The organism is Williamsia sp. SKLECPSW1, assembly GCF_054332755.1.
The window spans coordinates 406,066-424,277 of the sequence record NZ_JBTGLI010000001.1; the positions used below are offsets into that span (position 1 = coordinate 406,066).

14 protein-coding genes are annotated in these 18,212 nt (G+C 69.7%); 3 read left to right on the top strand and 11 right to left on the bottom strand.

What is annotated here, in order from left to right:
• Window positions 1-33 precede the first annotated feature (33 nt).
• The 6 genes from secA to mtrA all read right to left on the bottom strand — a co-directional run bounded on the left by secA (window position 34) and on the right by mtrA (window position 9,080).
• Window positions 34-2,868 (bottom strand): preprotein translocase subunit SecA, encoded by a 2,835-nt coding sequence (gene secA, locus ACXVUM_RS01990; protein WP_458520204.1) that lies wholly within the window; start codon window positions 2,866-2,868, stop codon window positions 34-36.
• A gap of 185 nt (window positions 2,869-3,053) precedes the next feature.
• On the bottom strand, window positions 3,054-3,773 hold the full coding sequence (hpf, locus tag ACXVUM_RS01995) for a ribosome hibernation-promoting factor, HPF/YfiA family (protein ID WP_458520205.1): 720 nt from the start codon (window positions 3,771-3,773) through the stop codon (window positions 3,054-3,056).
• A gap of 361 nt (window positions 3,774-4,134) precedes the next feature.
• Window positions 4,135-4,857, bottom strand: a complete 723-nt coding sequence (locus tag ACXVUM_RS02000) for a ComF family protein (RefSeq protein WP_458520206.1) — start codon at window positions 4,855-4,857, stop codon at window positions 4,135-4,137.
• Window positions 4,858-5,036: 179 nt separating this feature from the next.
• Entirely contained in the window at window positions 5,037-6,776 is a 1,740-nt protein-coding gene (gene lpqB, locus ACXVUM_RS02005; protein WP_458520207.1) for an MtrAB system accessory lipoprotein LpqB, read from the bottom strand.
• Entirely contained in the window at window positions 6,769-8,397 is a 1,629-nt protein-coding gene (gene mtrB, locus ACXVUM_RS02010; protein ID WP_458520208.1) for an MtrAB system histidine kinase MtrB, read from the bottom strand. Before mtrB ends, lpqB begins: the two co-directional genes overlap by 8 nt.
• Window positions 8,394-9,080 (bottom strand): MtrAB system response regulator MtrA, encoded by a 687-nt coding sequence (mtrA, locus tag ACXVUM_RS02015; RefSeq protein WP_458520209.1) that lies wholly within the window; start codon window positions 9,078-9,080, stop codon window positions 8,394-8,396. The genes mtrB and mtrA overlap by 4 nt, the downstream gene beginning before the upstream one ends.
• Window positions 9,081-9,134: 54 nt before the next feature.
• Between mtrA and ACXVUM_RS02020 the strand changes: the two genes are divergently transcribed.
• On the top strand, window positions 9,135-9,764 hold the full coding sequence (locus ACXVUM_RS02020) for a dTMP kinase (RefSeq protein WP_458520210.1): 630 nt from the start codon (window positions 9,135-9,137) through the stop codon (window positions 9,762-9,764).
• Between the two features lie 118 nt (window positions 9,765-9,882).
• Window positions 9,883-10,371, top strand: coding sequence for a hypothetical protein (locus tag ACXVUM_RS02025; protein WP_458520211.1), 489 nt, complete (start codon window positions 9,883-9,885; stop codon window positions 10,369-10,371).
• Window positions 10,372-10,458: 87 nt separating this feature from the next.
• On the opposite strand, the gene ahcY is transcribed toward ACXVUM_RS02025, so the two are convergent.
• From ahcY to ACXVUM_RS02045, 4 genes are all read right to left on the bottom strand, one after another.
• Window positions 10,459-11,928, bottom strand: a complete 1,470-nt coding sequence (gene ahcY / locus ACXVUM_RS02030; protein WP_458520212.1) for an adenosylhomocysteinase — start codon at window positions 11,926-11,928, stop codon at window positions 10,459-10,461.
• Window positions 11,929-12,135: 207 nt separating this feature from the next.
• Window positions 12,136-12,783 (bottom strand): TetR family transcriptional regulator, encoded by a 648-nt coding sequence (locus ACXVUM_RS02035; protein WP_458520213.1) that lies wholly within the window; start codon window positions 12,781-12,783, stop codon window positions 12,136-12,138.
• Between the two features lie 132 nt (window positions 12,784-12,915).
• Window positions 12,916-14,451 (bottom strand): APC family permease, encoded by a 1,536-nt coding sequence (locus ACXVUM_RS02040; protein ID WP_458520214.1) that lies wholly within the window; start codon window positions 14,449-14,451, stop codon window positions 12,916-12,918.
• Between the two features lie 149 nt (window positions 14,452-14,600).
• The gene (locus ACXVUM_RS02045) at window positions 14,601-15,518 is read right to left on the bottom strand and encodes a cation diffusion facilitator family transporter (RefSeq protein WP_458520215.1); all 918 of its coding nucleotides are present in this window, start codon (window positions 15,516-15,518) and stop codon (window positions 14,601-14,603) included.
• Window positions 15,519-15,698: 180 nt separating this feature from the next.
• On the opposite strand from ACXVUM_RS02045, the gene ACXVUM_RS02050 reads away from it, so the two are divergent.
• Window positions 15,699-17,378 carry an AAA family ATPase gene (locus tag ACXVUM_RS02050; RefSeq protein WP_458520216.1) on the top strand — a complete coding sequence of 560 codons (1,680 nt, stop codon included), beginning with the start codon at window positions 15,699-15,701 and terminating at the stop codon, window positions 17,376-17,378.
• 15 nt (window positions 17,379-17,393) lie between these two features.
• Here ACXVUM_RS02050 and ACXVUM_RS02055 read toward each other — a convergent pair whose 3' ends face one another.
• Window positions 17,394-18,071 carry a DedA family protein gene (locus ACXVUM_RS02055; protein ID WP_458520217.1) on the bottom strand — a complete coding sequence of 226 codons (678 nt, stop codon included), beginning with the start codon at window positions 18,069-18,071 and terminating at the stop codon, window positions 17,394-17,396.
• Window positions 18,072-18,212: the final 141 nt, after the last annotated feature.

Here is an 18,212-nt window from a genome sequence, read left to right on the forward strand (position 1 = left end):
GCGGGTGGTTCCACCCCGCCCGCGGGGATCCGGTCAGCGCTTGCGCCGCGCCTTCGGGGGCTTGGTGGTCGAGCGGCCGGACGCGCGGGCGGCGGCGCGGCGCTCGCGTCGGCTCGCCGACACACCGGCGGTGTCGGCACCGTCGGAGATCTCCCGGGTGCCACCGCCCTCGGCGGGACCGGTGTAGACCAGGTCGCGCTGCTCGTCCTCGAACCCCTTGGCCCGCAGAGCCGTCGGTGCGGCGGAGCGGGCGGGCTCTGCCGCGACGACGGGCTCCTCGGTCGGCAACGGCCGCGGGGCGGGCGCAGGGGCCGGGGCAGCGGGCACCGCCGCGACCGGGTCCGGCACCTGGTCGGGCGCGGGGGTGGACTCGACGGCGACGTTGAAGAGGAAGCCGACGGACTCCTCCTTGATCGCGTCGAGCATGGCCGAGAACATGTCGTAGCCCTCGCGCTGGTACTCCACCACCGGGTCGCGCTGGGCCATCGACCGCAGGTGGATGCCCTCGCGCAGGTAGTCCATCTCGTAGAGGTGGTCGCGCCACTTGCGGTCGAGGACGGACAGCAGGACGGTCCGCTCGAGCTGGCGCATCGCGCCCTCGCCGGCAACGCCGTCGATCTCCTTCTCCCGTTCGGCGTACGCCTTGTGCGCGTCGGCCTGCAGGAGTTCGGTCAGCTCCTCGGCGGAGATGTCCTCGCGCTCCCCGAGCTCGTTCTCGGGAACGATCTGCTCCGGGTCGAGGTCGATCGGGTACAGCGTGCGGATCGCGGTCCACAGCTGGTCGAGGTCCCAGTCCTCCACGTACCCCACGGAGGTGGCGCCGACGACGTAGGCGGCGATGACCTCGTCGACCATCCGCTTGACCTGCGCCGAGTGGTCCTCGCCCTCGAGGATGTGGCGGCGCTCGGCGTAGATCACCTTGCGCTGCTCGTTCATGACCTCGTCGTACTTGAGGACGTTCTTGCGGATCTCGAAGTTCTGCTGCTCGACCTGGGTCTGCGCGCTGCGGATGGCGCGGGTGACCATCTTCGCCTCGATCGGCACGTCGTCGGGCAGGTTGACGCGGTTCATGATCGTCTCGAGCGCGGCACCGTTGAACCGGCGCATGAGCTCGTCGCCGAGCGACAGGTAGAAGCGCGACTCGCCGGGATCACCCTGGCGACCCGAGCGGCCGCGGAGCTGGTTGTCGATACGACGCGACTCGTGCCGCTCGGTGCCGAGGACGTACAGGCCACCGGCCTCGCGGACCTTCTCGGCGTCGTCGGCGACCTCGGCGCGGACGGTCTCGATGACCTCGTCCCACGCGGCCTCGTACTCCTCCGGCGTCTCCACCGGGTCGAGGCGCTGCTTGCGCAGCCGGGTGTCGGCGATGATGTCGGGGTTGCCGCCGAGCACGACGTCGGTACCACGACCGGCCATGTTGGTCGCGACCGTCACCGCGCCGGAGCGACCGGCCTCGGCGATGATCTGCGCCTCCTGCTCGTGGAACTTCGCGTTCAGCACGTTGTGCTCGATGCCGCGCTTGGCGAGCTGCCGCGACAGGTACTCCGACCGCTCGACGCTGGTGGTGCCGATCAGGACCGGCTGCCCGGCCTGGTGGCGTTCGGTGATGTCGTCGACGACGGCGTCGAACTTGGCCTCTTCGGTCTTGTAGATGAGGTCGGTCCGGTCGGCGCGCACCATCGGCTTGTTCGTGGGGATCGGGAGCACACCGAGCTTGTAGATCTGGTCGAGCTCGGCGGCCTCGGTCTGCGCGGTACCGGTCATGCCCGACAACTTGTCGTACATGCGGAAGTAGTTCTGCAGCGTGATCGTGGCGAGCGTCTGGTTCTCGGCCTTGATCTCGACGGCTTCCTTGGCCTCGATCGCCTGGTGAAGACCCTCGTTGAAACGACGTCCGTCGAGGACACGGCCGGTGAACTCGTCGACGATGAGCACCTCACCGTTGCGGACGATGTAGTCCTTGTCGCGCTCGAAGAGCTCCTTCACCTTGATGGCGTTGTTGAGGTAGCTGACGAGCAGCGAGTTCTGGGCGTCGTAGAGGTTGTCGATGCCGAGCTGGTCCTCGACGAACTCGACGCCGGCCTCGTGCACACCGATCGTCTTCTTCTTGATGTCCACCTCGTAGTGGACGTCGCGCTTGAGAAGCGGTGCGATGCGGGCGAACTCGGCGTACCACTTGCTCGAGGTGTCCGCCGGTCCGGAGATGATGAGCGGGGTGCGGGCCTCGTCGATGAGGATCGAGTCGACCTCGTCGACGATGGCGTAGGCGTGTCCACGCTGGACGAGCTCGCCGAGCGAGTGCGCCATGTTGTCGCGCAGGTAGTCGAAACCGAACTCGTTGTTCGTGCCGTAGGTGATGTCGGCGGCGTAGGCCTCGCGACGCTGGTCGGGCGTCATGCCGGTGAGGATCACCGCGGTGTCCAGTCCGAGGAAGCGGTGGACGCGGCCCATCCACTCCGCGTCGCGCTTGGCGAGATAGTCGTTGACTGTGACGACGTGGACCCCGTCCCCGGCGAGGGCGTTGAGGTAGGCGGGCAACACACAGGTCAGGGTCTTGCCCTCACCGGTCTTCATCTCGGCGATGTTGCCGAAGTGCAGCGCCGCACCGCCCATGATCTGCACGTGGAAGTGCTTCTGCTGCAGCACGCGCCAGGCGGCCTCGCGGGCCGCGCCGAACGCCTCGGGCAGCAGGTCGTCGAGGGACTCGCCCTCGGCGAGGCGGTCGCGGAACTCGCCGGTCTTGGCGCGCAGCTCGTCGTCGGTGAGGGCCTCGAAGTCGTCGGACAGCGATTCGACGACTGATGCGATGGCGTCGAGGCGCTTGACCATCCGGCCCTCGCCGATCCGCAGCATCTTGTTGAGCACTGATGATCCCCTGGGTGTTGTCGTGGCGACAGTGGTGTCGTGTCGGCGCAGGTGAAAGCCCCCAGCGCGCACAGGTCGGGTCCATGGTACTGACCGGACCCGCGAGACCGATCATCCGTGCGTCTCCAGCCCACCCGTGACGGGCACGTCGTGTCCGACATGCCCGTCACGGCTCCGGCCCCGGGTCAGTCCCTCCCGCTCGGCGGCGTCAGCCGGATGAGTCCGTAGTCGAACGCGTGACGTCGGTAGACGACGGACGGCTGGTCGGTCTCCGAGTCGTGGAACAGGAAGAAGTCGTGCCCGACGAGTTCCATCTCGTAGAGCGCGTCGTCGGTCGTCATCGGCACCGCGGGGTGGTTCTTGATCCGCACGATGCGACCGGGCTCGTCGGCCTCCGGCGCGCTCGCCCACTCCGGCTCCGCGGCCGGCGCGTCGTCCAGCGGGGGCAACGGGAAGTCGGCGGTGGCCTCGGCGACCGACGTCGGCGTCCGCAGGCCGTGGTGCACACGCCGCCGGTCCTTGGTACGCCGCAGACGCGACTGGAGACGGTCGACGGCCTCCTCGAGCGCGGCGTAGAAGTTGTCCTTGCAGGCCTCGGCGCGCACCACCGGTCCGCGTCCCCGTGCCGTGATCTCCACCCGCTGACACACCTTGGCCTGCCGTCGGTTCGGTTCGTGGTGCAACTCGACGTCGAAGGCGAAGATCGTGGGATCGAACCGCTCGACCCGCGCGAGCTTGTCGCCGACATGCACCCGGAAGTGGTCGGGGATCTCGACGTTGCGACCGGTGACGGTCAGCTTGGCCGCGGGTTCGGCGGGGGTGGCGTCGTCGTCGGCGACGAACGCCGAGCGGCGATCGAACGCGTCCGATGCTGGGGACGGCTTGACGTGGGTGGGTGTCGACACTCGATGACCTCCTGTGTGGGTGGTACGTCGGCGCACCGCGACAGGCGGGCGTCGACGAGTGGGATCAGTGCCACCGCGCGGGGAGCCACGACGCTCCGCCCGTGCACACGCTGAGATCCGACGGGGATGTCGGGATTCCGGCCGCGCGCACCGCGACGACACCTCTGATGGGAGTGGCCTCACCTCCAAGGGTTTGCCGGTTCGCTCCGTGGTGCCGGCGGTCGCGGACGGACCGTGTCGGCCCGTCGGGTGCGCTCACCGTTGCCACGACCGTAGTCGCGGGTGGGGGTGATCGCCATCGTTTGGACATCACCGATTCACCACGAGGTCATCTCGGGCGGACGGCGATCGCAGTGCGCCCTCACGCGGCCGCCAACACCAGCACGGCGTGCACCTGGACGCCCTGCCTCGCCAGCACCCGCACCGACTCGGCCGCGGTCGCACCGGTGGTCATCACGTCGTCGACGAGGAGCACCGCGCACCGCCCGTCACGCAGTCCGTCGAGTCGCCGGGCGGGTCCCCGGACGACGACGGCCTCGTCGAGGTTCGCGACACGGTCACGGGCGGTGAGCCCCGCGGAGTCGCGCGCCCACATCGATGTCCGCAGAACGGGTTCGACGTCGACCGAGCTCCCCAGGCGCCCGGCGGCCCGTCGGGCGACGGCGGTGACGGGATCGCCCCCGCGACGCCGCGCGGCGAGCAGGCGGGTCGGCGCGGGGACGAGCGCCAGTCGGGGCGGGTCGACGGGGATCTCCGACCACCGTGCGAGGTCGAGCACGCCCCGTGCCATCGCGTCACCGAGCGGGTCCACCAGGTCCTGTCGGCGACGTTCCTTCAGCGCCAGGACGGCCGATCGGTGCACGCCGCGATACCGGCCCATCGCCCATGTGGGGACACCGGGGTCGACCCGCGGTGACAGCTCGACGGGGTCGTCGGCGAGGACCTCCGCGCAGCGGGGACACCATCGGGATCCGGGTGCGCCGCACCCGCCGCAGCGGACCGGGACGACGAGGTCGGAACCGGCGACGACGACCGACCATGTCGCCGACACGTACCGCGAGAGACCGGACCCCGGCGACCCCATGTGGTCACGCTCGCAGACCCGCCGCCGACGACGCCGCGGTCAGGCGGAGCCCGCCCGCACTGCTCCCCACATCGTCGACCGTCCCCAACCGAACAGACCCGACCCGACCGTGTTCGACCCGGCCCCGAGCGAGTTCCCGAGCGGGCCACGACCACCCTGTGCCGGGGTGTGCGGCGGCGCTACTGGGCGATGACAGGTATCGCGCCGGTGCCGACCGTCGGGCCGACCTCGTTCCAGTACTGGTCGGGGTCGCCGTTGGTGCTCCCCAGACGCAGCACGCCGCGGGCGTCGGCCGCGTACAGGGTGGTGCGGTCCCCGACCACCGCGGTCACCGGCGGTGTCAGGTTGCCGCTGAGCAGCCCGACGGCCGGCGTCCCGTCGACGGTCACCTGGACGATCGGCGAGTCGACCGTCCGGCGGGCGATGACGACGGTGTCACCGGACACCCAGTCCAGCGAGGCCGCCTGCGAGCCGATGTTGAACGCCGCGACCCGGACCCCGGTCAGCGACACCGTGCCGTCGGTGGCGGTGGCGACCACCCCGAACACGGGGACGCCCCCGACGACGGCGGCCACGCGGGCGCCGTCGCGCGACACCTGCAGGTCGGTGATGTCGCCGCGGGCTGCCGCGGCCAGTCCGCTCGACGGGACCGTGTCGCCGCCGGACACCGTCCCGGTCGCGTCGCGCCGGAACCGCTCAACGCGGCCGTCGACGACCGCCCACACCGTGTCGTCATCGGCACCGAACGACGGGCGGGTGATCACCTGGCCGCTCACGACGGTGGTCACTGGTCCGCCCATGTCACCGAGGACGAGCTGCTCACCGGTCGACGTCCGGGTGACCGCGGCGACGCGCTCACCGTTCTCCGAGACCGCCGCGGACAGGACCGCCCCGCTGGTCCCCAACGGACCGCCCACCGGCGTGAGGGTGGTGTCGGTGACGCGGTCGAGTGAACCCGATCGGATCACGAGCAACCCGGTCGACGACCGCGACGGCGCCGACGGGTCGAGCGAGGCGACGTCGGCGGTGGTCCAGCCGTCGGCGTACCGCTCGTCCAGGGGTGCACCGTCGGCGTTGATCACATACGGGCCCGGCACGTCGGCGGTGGCCAGGGTCCAGATGACCTGTGCGGCGAACAGCGCCCGCCCGCGTGCGTCGACACTGCCCAGGCCCGCGAAGGTCAGCGTGCGACCGCCGGCGTTGTTCGACCCGACGGACGCCCGGATCGCGTCGGATCCCGGCAGGACCGGCCGGACGGCGGGTGCCAGCTCCGCCGACGGCCCGCCGACGACGAGATCGATCACCTGGTCGGCCACGGACCCGCCGGTGGCGTACACCCACCGCGGGTCGGCCACGAGACGCTCGCCCGACGGCGACGGGAAGTACACGTTGTGGGAGCGATAGCTCGAGGTGAACTGGGTGCGGTCGATCATCACGCCCCGGGGCAGCGCGCCGTCGATCCGCCACTGCCCGTCGACGCTCGTCAGCCGCAGGCTGCTCTCGACCCGTCCGGTGGCCGGGGTGAGATGACCGTCGGTGGAGAGCGCACCGGTGTTGTCGGCGATGATGCGGACCGAGTACGAGTCGTCGGTCCGCGCATCGGTGAGGACGCTGATCTGGTCGACGATGAGCGCGTCGCCGCGGTCGTCCCAGGCGTCCGCGGCGGACTTCGTGAGGTACTGCCGTGCCGCCTGATGGTTCGACCCCGGGTTGGCCGACGCCTTGAGGAAGTCGCGCACGAGCGCCTCCGGGGTCATCCCCGCACGCGGCGTCGGCACAGCCGCCGACGGGCCGCGGCTCGGCAGGGTCCCGATCGGTTTGGGACTCGAACTCGTCGGGATGGACACGCAGGCACTGAGGATCGCGGCCGTGACGGCCAGGACCAGCAGCGCCGCCCCACGACGGCGACGCTCACTCACGGCCGGTCACCTTACGGGGGGCGATCGGCTTGAGCGCCAACGGACTCCCGAGGATCTTGTGCCCGCGCACGAGCGGCAGGGTCAGTCGGAAGTTGGCACCCTGCCCGGGTTCACCCCACGCCTCGAGCCGTCCGTTGTGCAGCCGTGCGTCCTCGATGCTGATGGCCAGACCGAGGCCGGTGCCGCCCGAGCGCCGGAAGCGCGACGGGTCCGAACGCCAGAAGCGGTTGAAGACCAACTTCTCCTCCCCCGGGCGCAGACCGATCCCCCGGTCGCGCACGGTGACCGCGACCGCGTCACCGTCCGAGCGCATCGTCAGGGTCACCGGCCGCTGCTCGCCGTGGTCGATCGCGTTCGCCAGCAGGTTGCGCAGGATCCGCTCGACGCGTCGCGGATCGATCTCGGCGATCACCGGTTCCGCGGGCAGGTCGACGATGAGCGGGGTGTCGGTGTCCTCGGCGAGGTGACGCACCGTCGCGAGGGCACCCTCGATCGGGACGCTCATGCTCACCTTCTCCGCCGCGAGTTCGGCGACACCGGCGTCGTGGCGCGAGATCTCGAGCAGCTCGTTGAGCAGCGTCTCGAAACGGTCGAGTTCCTTGTTCAACAACTCGACCGAGCGTTTGCGGACGGGATCGAGTTCGTCCCGGTCCTCGTAGAGGACGTCGGCGGCCATCCGGACGGTGGTGAGCGGGGTGCGCAGTTCGTGGCTGACGTCGGAGGTGAACTGGCGTTGCAGACCGCCGAACTCCTCGAGGTGGCTGATCTGTTTCGACAGGCTCTCCGCCATGTCGTTGAACGACATGGCCAGTCGCGCCATGTCGTCCTCGCCGCGGACGGGCATCCGCTCCTTGAGCCGACCGTCGGCGAACCGCACCGCGATCCGGGACGCCGAGCGCACCGGGATGACGACCTGCCGCGACACCAACCCGGCGATGGCCGCCAGCAACAGCAGCAGCACGATGCCGCCGGTGGTGAGGGTGCCGCGGACCAGCGACACGGTGTTCTGCTCGTTGGTCAGCGGGAACACCAGGTACAGCTCGAGCCCGGCGATCCCCGTCGACGTCGGTGTGCCCACGATGAGCACGGGGATGCGGTCCCCGGACGTCCCGGCCACCGACGAGTAGCGGTAGGCGATCCGACCGCCGCGGACCATGCGCTGCAGGTTGTCCGGGATCTCGTCGACCGGCCCGACGGACGCGGTGTCCCGCGGGCCGCCGCCCTGCACGAGGAGCACCGTGTCGAACGTGCCGACCACACCCGACGTCGGCGTGGTGTCCACGTCACGGTCGGTGAGGATCGACCGCGTCTGACGCAGCCGGTTGGCGATGGAGGCGTTCGAGTCGCCGCCCGAGAGATCGCGTTCGACCGACGCGCGCGCCCGGTCGATCTCCTCGGTCGCCGCGCCCAACTTGAGTTCCAGGAGACGATCGGTGATCTGGCTGGTGAGCACGAACCCGAGGATCAGCAGCATCACCAGCGACAGCACCATCGTCGACACGACGACACGCAGCTGCAGCGACCGCCGCCACCTCCGGCCGATGAACCGGCCGAGCGCACCCGAGCGTCGCAGACCCCGTCCGAACGCCGGGTTGATCCGCCGACGTCCGCGACGGATCACGGCGGGCCGGCCTTGTAGCCGACCCCTCTCACCGTCAGAACGACCTCGGGGTTCTCCGGGTCGGTCTCGACCTTCGCGCGCAACCGCTGGACGTGGACGTTCACCAGACGGGTGTCGGCGGGATGCCGGTAGCCCCAGACCTGTTCGAGGAGCACGTCACGGGTGAACACCTGACGCGGCTTGCGCGCGAGCGCCACCAACAGGTCGAACTCCAAGGGCGTCAACGAGATCGGGGTGCCGTCGCGCGTCACCTTGTGCGCCGGGACGTCGATCTCGACGGGACCGATGGACAACAGTTCGGCGGGCTCCTCGTCGGTGCGACGCAGGCGGGCGCGCACGCGGGCGACGAGCTCCTTCGGCTTGAACGGCTTCACCATGTAGTCGTCGGCACCGGACTCGAGGCCCAGCACCACGTCGACGGTGTCGCTCTTCGCGGTGAGCATGACGATCGGGACACCCGAGTCGGCACGCAGGACCCGGCACACGTCGATGCCGTTCATCCCCGGGAGCATGAGGTCGAGCAGGACGAGATCGGGGCGGATGTCGCGTACGGCGGACAGCGCCTGGGTGCCGTCTCCGACGACGAACGGTTCGAAGCCCTCACCCCGCAACACGATGGTGAGCATCTCGGCGAGCGCCGCGTCGTCGTCGACGACAAGGATCCTGGGCTTCATGCGTCCCATCGTGACACTGGTGCACCCTCAGTCCACGGTGACGCGCCGCTAGCATCCCGGGGTGTGGGCACACTGATCGCGGTCGAGGGGCTCGACGGCGCGGGCAAGCGGACGCTGGTGGACGGGCTGATCGCGCGCTGGGGATCCGACGGGCGACGCGTGGCGACCATGGCGTTCCCCCGGTACGGGCGCTCGGTGCACGCCGACATCGCCTCCGAGGCGCTGCACGGTGAGCACGGCGATCTGCGGTCGAGCGCGTCGGCGATGGCGATGCTCTTCGCACTCGACCGCCGCGACGCCGCCGACGAGATCCGCGGCCTGCTGGAGTCGCACGACGTCGTCCTGCTGGACCGCTACGTCGCGTCGAACGCCGCGTACACCGCCGCGCGTCTCGGCGAGTCCGCCGACGGCGACGCCGTCGCGTGGGTGGAGGGTCTCGAGTTCGACCGGTTCGGCCTGCCCGTCCCCGATCGGCAGGTGCTCCTCGGCACCGACCCGGACCTCGCCCGCAGTCGCGCGACGTCGCGGGCGGCCGGAGACGCGACGCGTGCGATGGATGCCTACGAGCGGGACACCGCCCTGCAGCACGCCACGTTCGCGGTGTACCGCGACCTGGTCACGCGGTCGTGGCGATCACCATGGACGGCGATCACCGGCTCAGAGGACCTCGAGGAGCTGCTCCGCCTCGTATGACAGCTCGGCGAACCCGAAGGATCCAGCATGTTGTGAGGAGCTCCTGAAACCGAGAAATCGTGCAAGTGGTACGCGTACCGTCCTCGCCACCTACCACACGCCTTCGGGGGGCACCATCATGAGCAGCAAAGAATTCGTCGTCGATCCACAATCGTTCATCGACACCACGCGGACCGGACTGACAGCTCTGGGCACCGACGAGGTGGCACTCATCCAGACGCTCGTCGGCGAGTACGTCGCGAGCGGTCCGCGCCCGGAGTCGCGCGAACTGGCACCGCACATCGCCGAGCACTTCTCCTACGTCTATCCACGACTCGTCGCCGACCCCCGCGCCGGTGACTGCCTACGCAAGCTGAACGCGGCGTTCGGGGTCATGGACGTCGTGCCGGAGCCGGCCGACTCTGTCATGCCCCTGGCCCGCGTGTCGGACGGTGACGGCGACACCGGGCCGGTCGATCCCGAGCCGCCGTCGAGATTCCCGTGGGGTGCAGCAGCATTGGGCGCCGGTGCCGCAGCCATCGCCGGGTACTACGCACTGCAGGCACTCGCGCAGTACTGCGGCGACGTCCATCCGGAGAAGGGCGCGTCCGCGGACGTTCACTGCTGAGCCGACACGTTCGAAGTCAGCGACATAAGAACGCTCCCGCGACCGTGACGGTCGCGGGAGCGTTCTCGTGTCGCGTGAGCCGGAGGCTCAGTAGCGGTAGTGGTCCGGCTTGTACGGGCCTTCGACGTCGACGTTGATGTACTCCGCCTGCTCCTTGGTGAGCTTGGTCAGCGTGCCACCGAGCGCCTCGACGTGGATCTTGGCGACCTTCTCGTCGAGGTGCTTGGGGAGGCGGTAGACCTCGTTGTCGTACTCGTCGTTCTTGGTCCAGATCTCGATCTGGGCGATGACCTGGTTCGAGAAGCTGTTGCTCATCACGAACGAGGGGTGGCCGGTGGCGTTGCCCAGGTTCAGCAGACGACCCTCGGACAGCACGATGATCGACTTGCCGTTGTCGAAGACCCACTGGTCGACCTGCGGCTTGACGACGACGCGCCGGGCGCCGGAGCTCTCGAGGCCGGCCATGTCGATCTCGTTGTCGAAGTGACCGATGTTGCCCAGGATCGCCTTGTCCTTCATCGCCTTCATGTGATCGAGGGTGATGATGTCCTTGTTGCCCGTCGACGTGATGACGATGTCGGCCGAGCCGATCGCGTCGTCGACGGTGACGACGTCGAAGCCGTCCATCAGCGCCTGCAGCGCGTTGATCGGGTCGATCTCGGTGACCTGGACGCGGGCGCCCTGACCGGCGAGCGACTCTGCACACCCCTTGCCCACGTCGCCGTAGCCGGCGATGAGGACCTTCTTGCCACCGATGAGGACGTCGGTGGCCCGGTTGATGCCGTCGATCAGCGAGTGGCGGGTGCCGTACTTGTTGTCGAACTTGCTCTTGGTGACCGAGTCGTTGACGTTGATCGCCGGGAACGTCAGCTCGCCTGCGGCGGCGAACTGGTACAGACGCAGCACGCCGGTGGTGGTCTCCTCGGTGACACCCTGGACCGACTCCGCGATGGTCGACCACTTGGTCTTGTCGGTCTCGAAGCGCTCACGCAGCTGGTTGAGGAAGATCGTGTACTCCGCCGAGTCGTTGTCCTCGACGGGCGGGACGACGCCGGCCTTCTCGAACTGCGCACCGCGCAGCACCATCATGGTGGCGTCGCCACCGTCGTCGAGGATCATGTTGGCCGGCTCGTTCGGCCAGGTCAGCATCTGCTCGGCGCACCACCAGTACTCCTCGAGGCTCTCGCCCTTCCACGCGAACACCGGGACGCCCTTGGGCTCCTCGGGCGAACCGTGCGGGCCGACCACGACGGCGGCCGCGGCGTGGTCCTGGGTGGAGAAGATGTTGCACGACGCCCAGCGGACCTCGGCGCCCAGCGAGACGAGGGTCTCGATGAGCACGGCGGTCTGGGTGGTCATGTGCAGCGAGCCCGAGATGCGCGCACCCTTGAGCGGCTGCACCTCGGCGTACTCACGACGCAACTCCATCAGGCCGGGCATCTCGGCCTCGGCGAGGTCGATCTCCAGCCGGCCGTACGCGGCCAGCGAGAGGTCCGCGACCTTGAAGTCGATCCCCCCCTTGCTGTCCGCGGTCAAGGTTGTCTGCACCGATGTCATCGATCACTCCTGGTCAGGCGAATGCGGCGGGGGCGTCCCCGGCGTCTCCCGGGCGGGCCCGGCTGGCGGCTACCCGGGTGGACCCGGATGTCGGCTATCAGGCTAACGAACACATGCCGCAGTCGCGAAAGGCGGATCGTGAACGAACCGTCCAGCGCGCGGGGGGCTGTGACCTCTGACAACACCAGGCCACGTCTTCCGTGACGATCAGGCCACCGACCGGGCAACCGAGACGATCACCGGCTCGAACAGTTGCGCCAGATGCTCGGCGACGTCGCTGTCGTCCTCGGGGGGCATCGCGATGTAGCTCAACCCCATCCGACCGATGGACGACGACACCCGTCGGGCCTCGTCGTACGGCGCGCCGATCCACGAGCGGTGCAGCGTGGTGGCGAGGGTCTCGGTGGCGTACAGGATCAGCGGTCCGGCGTCGGTCGTGATGAGCCGCAACAGATCCGGCTTCGCCTCCCCGGACGACAGCGACTGCACCAGCGGGTCCGCGGCGGCGAGGGCGAAGAAGGTGCGGTACCCCTCCCGCAACGCATCCCGGATGCGACCGACGTTGCCCTCCACCGCGGCGTCGACGGCAGTGCAGAACTCGTCGGTCAGCCGAAGCGCATAGGCGGTCGCCAGTCCCTGCCGGCTGCCGAACTCGTTGTAGACGGTCTGCCGGGACACCCCCGCCGCGGCGGCGATGTCGGTCATGGTGACCGAGGACCAGTCCGAGTGACGCAGGTGTTCGCGCATCGCGTCCAGCAGGCCGGTCCGCAGCAACTGCTTCGAGGCCTGCTGATACGCCCCGCCCCGCGGTCGACGGGTCGACGCGACGCGGTCGGGACGTTCCGGATCGGGCATCTCGCCGATCCTAGCGATGCGAACGATCGTCACCCCCGCGCGACCTCCCCCATCTCGAAGTCAGGCTTCACTGCACCGCAGTCCGGACAGTTCAGTCGTCACCCGACGACGGCGGCGTGCAGCGGAGTCCGCTCAGGTGAACGACTTCTCCGGCGCACTCGGGATCTCGCCCCGCTCACGCCTGCCGACCATCGAGTGGTTACGGCTGTAGACCAGGTAGAAGACGACACCGATCGCCATCCAGATGACGAAGCGGATCCAGGTCAGCGCCGAGAGGTTCAGCATCAGCCAGACACACGCGATGATCGCGAGGACCGGGATGACGGGCATCCACGGCACGGTGAACCCGCGCTGCAGGTCCGGACGGTTCTTCCGGAGCACGATCACACCCGCCGAGACGACGACGAACGCGAACAGCGTGCCGACGTTGACCATCTCCTCGAGCTTGTCGATCGGGAAGAACGCGGCGACGACGGCGACCACCGCGCCGACGATGATCTGGATGCGCGCCGGTGTGCCGAAGCGACTCGTCTTCGCGAGCCCGCGCGGCAGCAGGCCGTCGCGCGACATGGCGAACAGGACCCGGGACTGCCCGAGCATGAGGACCATGACGACGGTCGTGAGGCCGGCGAGGGCACCGATGGAGATGACCTTCTCGGCCCAGGTGATGCCGTTGGCGCCGAACGCGTACGCGAGGTTGCGCTGCGTCCCGTCGGACGTGGTGGCCAGGTCCTTGTAGTTGACCATCCCCGTCACGACGATCGTGACGAGCACGTAGAGCACCGTCACGATGGCCAGCGACCCGAGGATGCCGCGGGGGACGTCGCGCTTGGGGTTCTTCGTCTCCTCCGCCGTGGTGGCGACGACGTCGAAACCGATGAACGCGAAGAACACGATCGAGGCCGCGGCCAGCAGCCCGTACCAGCCGTAGCTCGAGTCGCCACCGCCGGTGATCAGCGCGAACAGCGTCGAGTCCACCGACCGGCCGCCCGATTCCGACGGCTGCGACGGCGGGACGAACGGCGAGTAGTTCGACGCCTTGACGTAGAAGAAGCCCACGATGATGACCAGCAGCACGACCGCGACCTTGATGGCGGTGATCACCGCACTCACCCGCGAGGACAGCTTCGTGCCCAGCACCAGGAGCGTCGTGATGCCGACGACGATGAGCAGCGCACCCCAGTCGATCTCCAGCCCGCCGACGTCGATGGTGCCGCCCGCGAACCCGAACACCGTGCCGAGATAGCTCGACCACCCCTTGGAGACCACGGCCGCACCGACCGCGAACTCGAGGATCAGGTCCCACCCGAGGATCCAGGCGAGGAACTCACCGAACGTCGCGTACCCGAACGTGTACGCCGACCCCGCGACCGGGACCGTCGACGCGAACTCCGCGTAGCAGAGCGCGGCCAGACCACAGGCGATCGCGGCCATCACGAACGACAGCGAGATGGCGGGTCCCGCCTTGTCACCGGCGGTCGAGGCGGTGATGGTGAAGATGCCCGCACCGATGACGACGGAGACACCGAAGACGGTCAGGTCCCACCACGACAGGCTCTTCTTCAGCTGCGAACCGGGTTCGTCGGTGTCGGCCATGGACTGCTCGACGGACTTCGTCCGGGTCAGCGAGCCACGGAACGACCGGGGTGGGTTCTGCGACCGCGTCATGCGCGACCTCCTGTCGGCGTGCGGGACGGATCAGGATCCGGATTGCCGGATTCGGTGCAGGGGAGACTCTAGACACGCGTGGGCAGCCACCGCTCCCACATCGACGGTGTCGTGACCGGACCGCGACACCCGGTGCCGGGCCGCCGACGTCAGCGGGTGTCGTGCAGGAGGTCCGGCTCGAGGTAGATGACCCGGGCGACGGGCACCGCGTCGCGGACACGGGCCTCGGCCGCGTCGATGGTGGCCGCGACCGTCGCCGCGCTCACGCCCGGCGGGATGGCGATCTTCGCGGCGAGCAGCATCTCCTCGGGCCCCAGGTACTGGGTCTTGAAATGGATGACGCGCTCGACGCCCTCCTGCCCGGACAGCGCGTCGACGATCGCCCGCTCCTGGTCGGGCGTGGCACCCTCCCCGATCAGCAGGCTCTTCATCTCGACGATCAGCACGATCGCGATCGCCCCGAGCAGCACGCCGATCGCGAGGGTGCCCGCGCCGTCCCAGATCGCGTCGCCGGTGATCGTGGCCAGGCCGACGCCGACGAGCGCGAACAGCAGACCGAGCAGCGCACCGGCGTCCTCCAGCAGCACCACCGGGAGCTCGGGGTTCCGGGAGGTCCGGATGAACCGCCACCAACTGGCCCGGCCCTTGAGCGGGCGGGACTCGCGCATCGCGGTCGTGAAGCTGTAGCCCTCCAGGGCGACGGCCACCAGCAGGATGACCAGCGCGACGATCGGCGACTCGAGTTCGTGCGGGTGCAGCAGCTTCTCGATGCCCTCGTAGATCGCGAACAGCGATCCGAGGCTGAAGATCACCAGTGCGACGACGAACGAGTAGAAGTATCGGCTGCGTCCGTAGCCGAAGGGGTGCAGGCGGTCCGCCTTCTTGCGCGCCGACCGCTGACCGACCAGCAGCAGCCCCTGGTTCGAGGTGTCGGCGACGGAGTGCACGGCCTCGGCGAGCATCGACGACGATCCCGTGACGGCGAACCCGACGAACTTCGCGACGGCGATGCCGGCGTTGGCGGTCAAGGCGGCGAGGATGGCCTTGGTGGAACCCTCAGACGACATCGCGCCCTCTCTCGACGTCAGGTCCTTCCGGACCGCTGTGCGATAGTAAACTGTCGGTGCCGTCTGCTCGGTCACCGACCGGGTCCGGGCTCGGGGAGGGGCTCGCCGACGACGGCGCGTCCACTCCGACGCCGCGCGCGGCGGTCGGACGCACCGACTTTCTACAGGGGATGATGTCACGTGAGTTCCGACAATCGAGGCACCCCGGCGACGCCGCCGTGGTTGCAGTCGAGTCCGCCCGCACATCCGGGGCCGGGGTCCGCGGACCCCGGCGCCCCCGACGACACCCGTGGTGAGACGCCCCCCGACGGCGCGCACCCGACGAACGGTCGCCATGTCGAGGCGTCGGGTCCGGAGCCCGCGCACGACGAGTGGGAGGTGGAGACCCCCCGATGGGTGAGCGCCCCCTGGCCCGGCGAGGACCGCCGCGACGAGCAGCCGCCCGCCGACCACGGGTTCGTCCCCCGCCCGGGCCCCGCCGACCCCGGTTCCCCGGAGTCCGGCCCCTTCGACCAGCACCCCGGTGAGCCGCATCCGTTCCAGCAGGGACCGCCGCCGGGCGGCTTCCCACCTCCGGGCGCGATGCCGGACGGCCCGCCGCCGTGGTCGCACACCGGCCCCGGCGCACCCCCGCCGTTCCCCGGCGGCCCACCGAGCGGCCCGGGATTCGACGGCCCACCGCACGACAGCCCGCCCGCCGAGTTCCCGCGTGAGCCGTGGAGCGGTGCCCCCGGGGGTCCCCCGCAACCGCCCGGTCCGCAGGGACCCGGGTGGGGTGGCCCGCCGCCACCGCCTCCCGGCCCATACGGGCCCGGGCCCGGCCCCGACTCGTTCGGCGGACCGCCGCCCGGGTACGGCCCCCCGCCGGGACCCGGAGGCCCCGGCATGCCGCCGGGTCCCCCCGGACGCCAGTCGGCGGCCGGTGCCCTCGACGAGGTCGCACTGATCCGCAAGGCCCGCCGCGCCCCGCACAGCGGCTGGCGTCGTGCCGTGCACCGCATGTCGGGCGGCTCCATCAACCCCGGGGAGTCCGCCGACGCGCTGCACTACGCCGAGCTCGTCGAGCGGGTGAACCGACCCGTTCGCGGTGACTACCGGATCGCTGTGCTGTCGCTCAAGGGCGGCGTCGGCAAGACGACGACCACGGTCGGCCTCGGGTCGATCTTCTCCTCGCTGCGCGGGGATCGGGTGATCGCCGTCGACGCGAACCCCGACCTGGGGACACTCGCCCAGCGCATTCCGCAGCAGACCCGTTCGACGGTGCGAGACCTGTTGGCGGACAACTCGATCTACCGCTACTCCGACGTCCGCGCACACACCTCTCAGTCACCGAGCCGCCTCGAGGTGCTCGCGTCCGAGCGGGATCCCGCCGTCGCGGAGGCGTTCAGCGAGGACGACTACCGCGGTGTGATGAAGGTGCTGCAGCGCTTCTACAACATCATCATCACCGACTGCGGCACCGGCCTGAGTCACTCCGCGATGAACGGTGTCCTCGATCTGGCGAACGCGTTGATCCTGGTCAGCTCACCGGCGATCGACGGTGCACGCAGTGCCGGCGCCACACTCGACTGGCTGCAGGCGCACGGATACGGCCACCTCGTCAGCCGTGCCGTCGTGGTGCTGAGCTCATCGCGATCCGGGTCGTCGACCATCGACACCAAGCAGCTCAGCCAGCACTTCCTGACGCGGTGCCGCGCGGTGCAGATGATCCCCTTCGACGATCACCTCGCCGAGGGCGCCGAGGTCGACCTCGACCTGCTCAACAAGCACACACACCGGTCGTTGGTGGAGCTCGCCGCGGTCGTCGCCGACGACTTCTCGTCGACGACGATGCGTCGCGTCGACCCCTACCTGGGGTAGGAGCCGCGGCGGCGCTCAGCGGCGTCCGGGCACCTCGGGGACGATGTCCTCCGGGGTGTCGATGCCCACGGCGGGTGCGGTGTCCGCACCCTTGCCGCGCCGCAGTGCGCGGTGCAGGAGATGTCCGGCGATCGGCACGACCACCGTGCATGCCGACGCGAGGATGAACCAGTCGATGTTGTCGGCCACGATCGGCACGTTCCCGAGGAGGTAGCCGAGCACGATGATGCCCGCGCCCCAGACGATGCTGCCCAGGACGCTGAACAGCGTGAAGTCCCGGTGACGCATGCCGGTGAAGCCCGCGAGGACCGGCACCAGCGTCCGCACGATGCCGATGAACCGTCCGAAGAACACGGTCGCCGCGCCGTAGCGACGGAAGAAGCCGGTCGTGCGCTCCACCGGGCCGGGACCGATGAACCGGACCGTGCGCCCCCGCAGCACACCGGCGCCCGCCCGACGTCCGATGACGTAGCCGCACTGATCGCCCAGGGCGGCCGACAGCGGCACGAGCACACACGGAACCCACAGCGGCGCATAGGGATCGGGTGCAGCCGCGAGGATGCCCGCGGTGAACAACAGCGAATCCCCGGGGAACACGAAGCCGATGAGAAGGCCCGTCTCGACGAAGACCAGCACGCACAGGCCGATCAACCCGCCCGTCGCGAGGAACGAGGAGACGTCGAACGGGTTCACGCCACCCGACGATACGCACGCCCGCGCACGACCTGCCGGGTCGAGCGACCGCCCTCCCCGAGGGTTCATCACGCCGTGGCGCAGAGTTCATCGGGGCCGATGGCCCCCGCTCGGCGCGCGGATCACGTCGCGGTGGGTTCT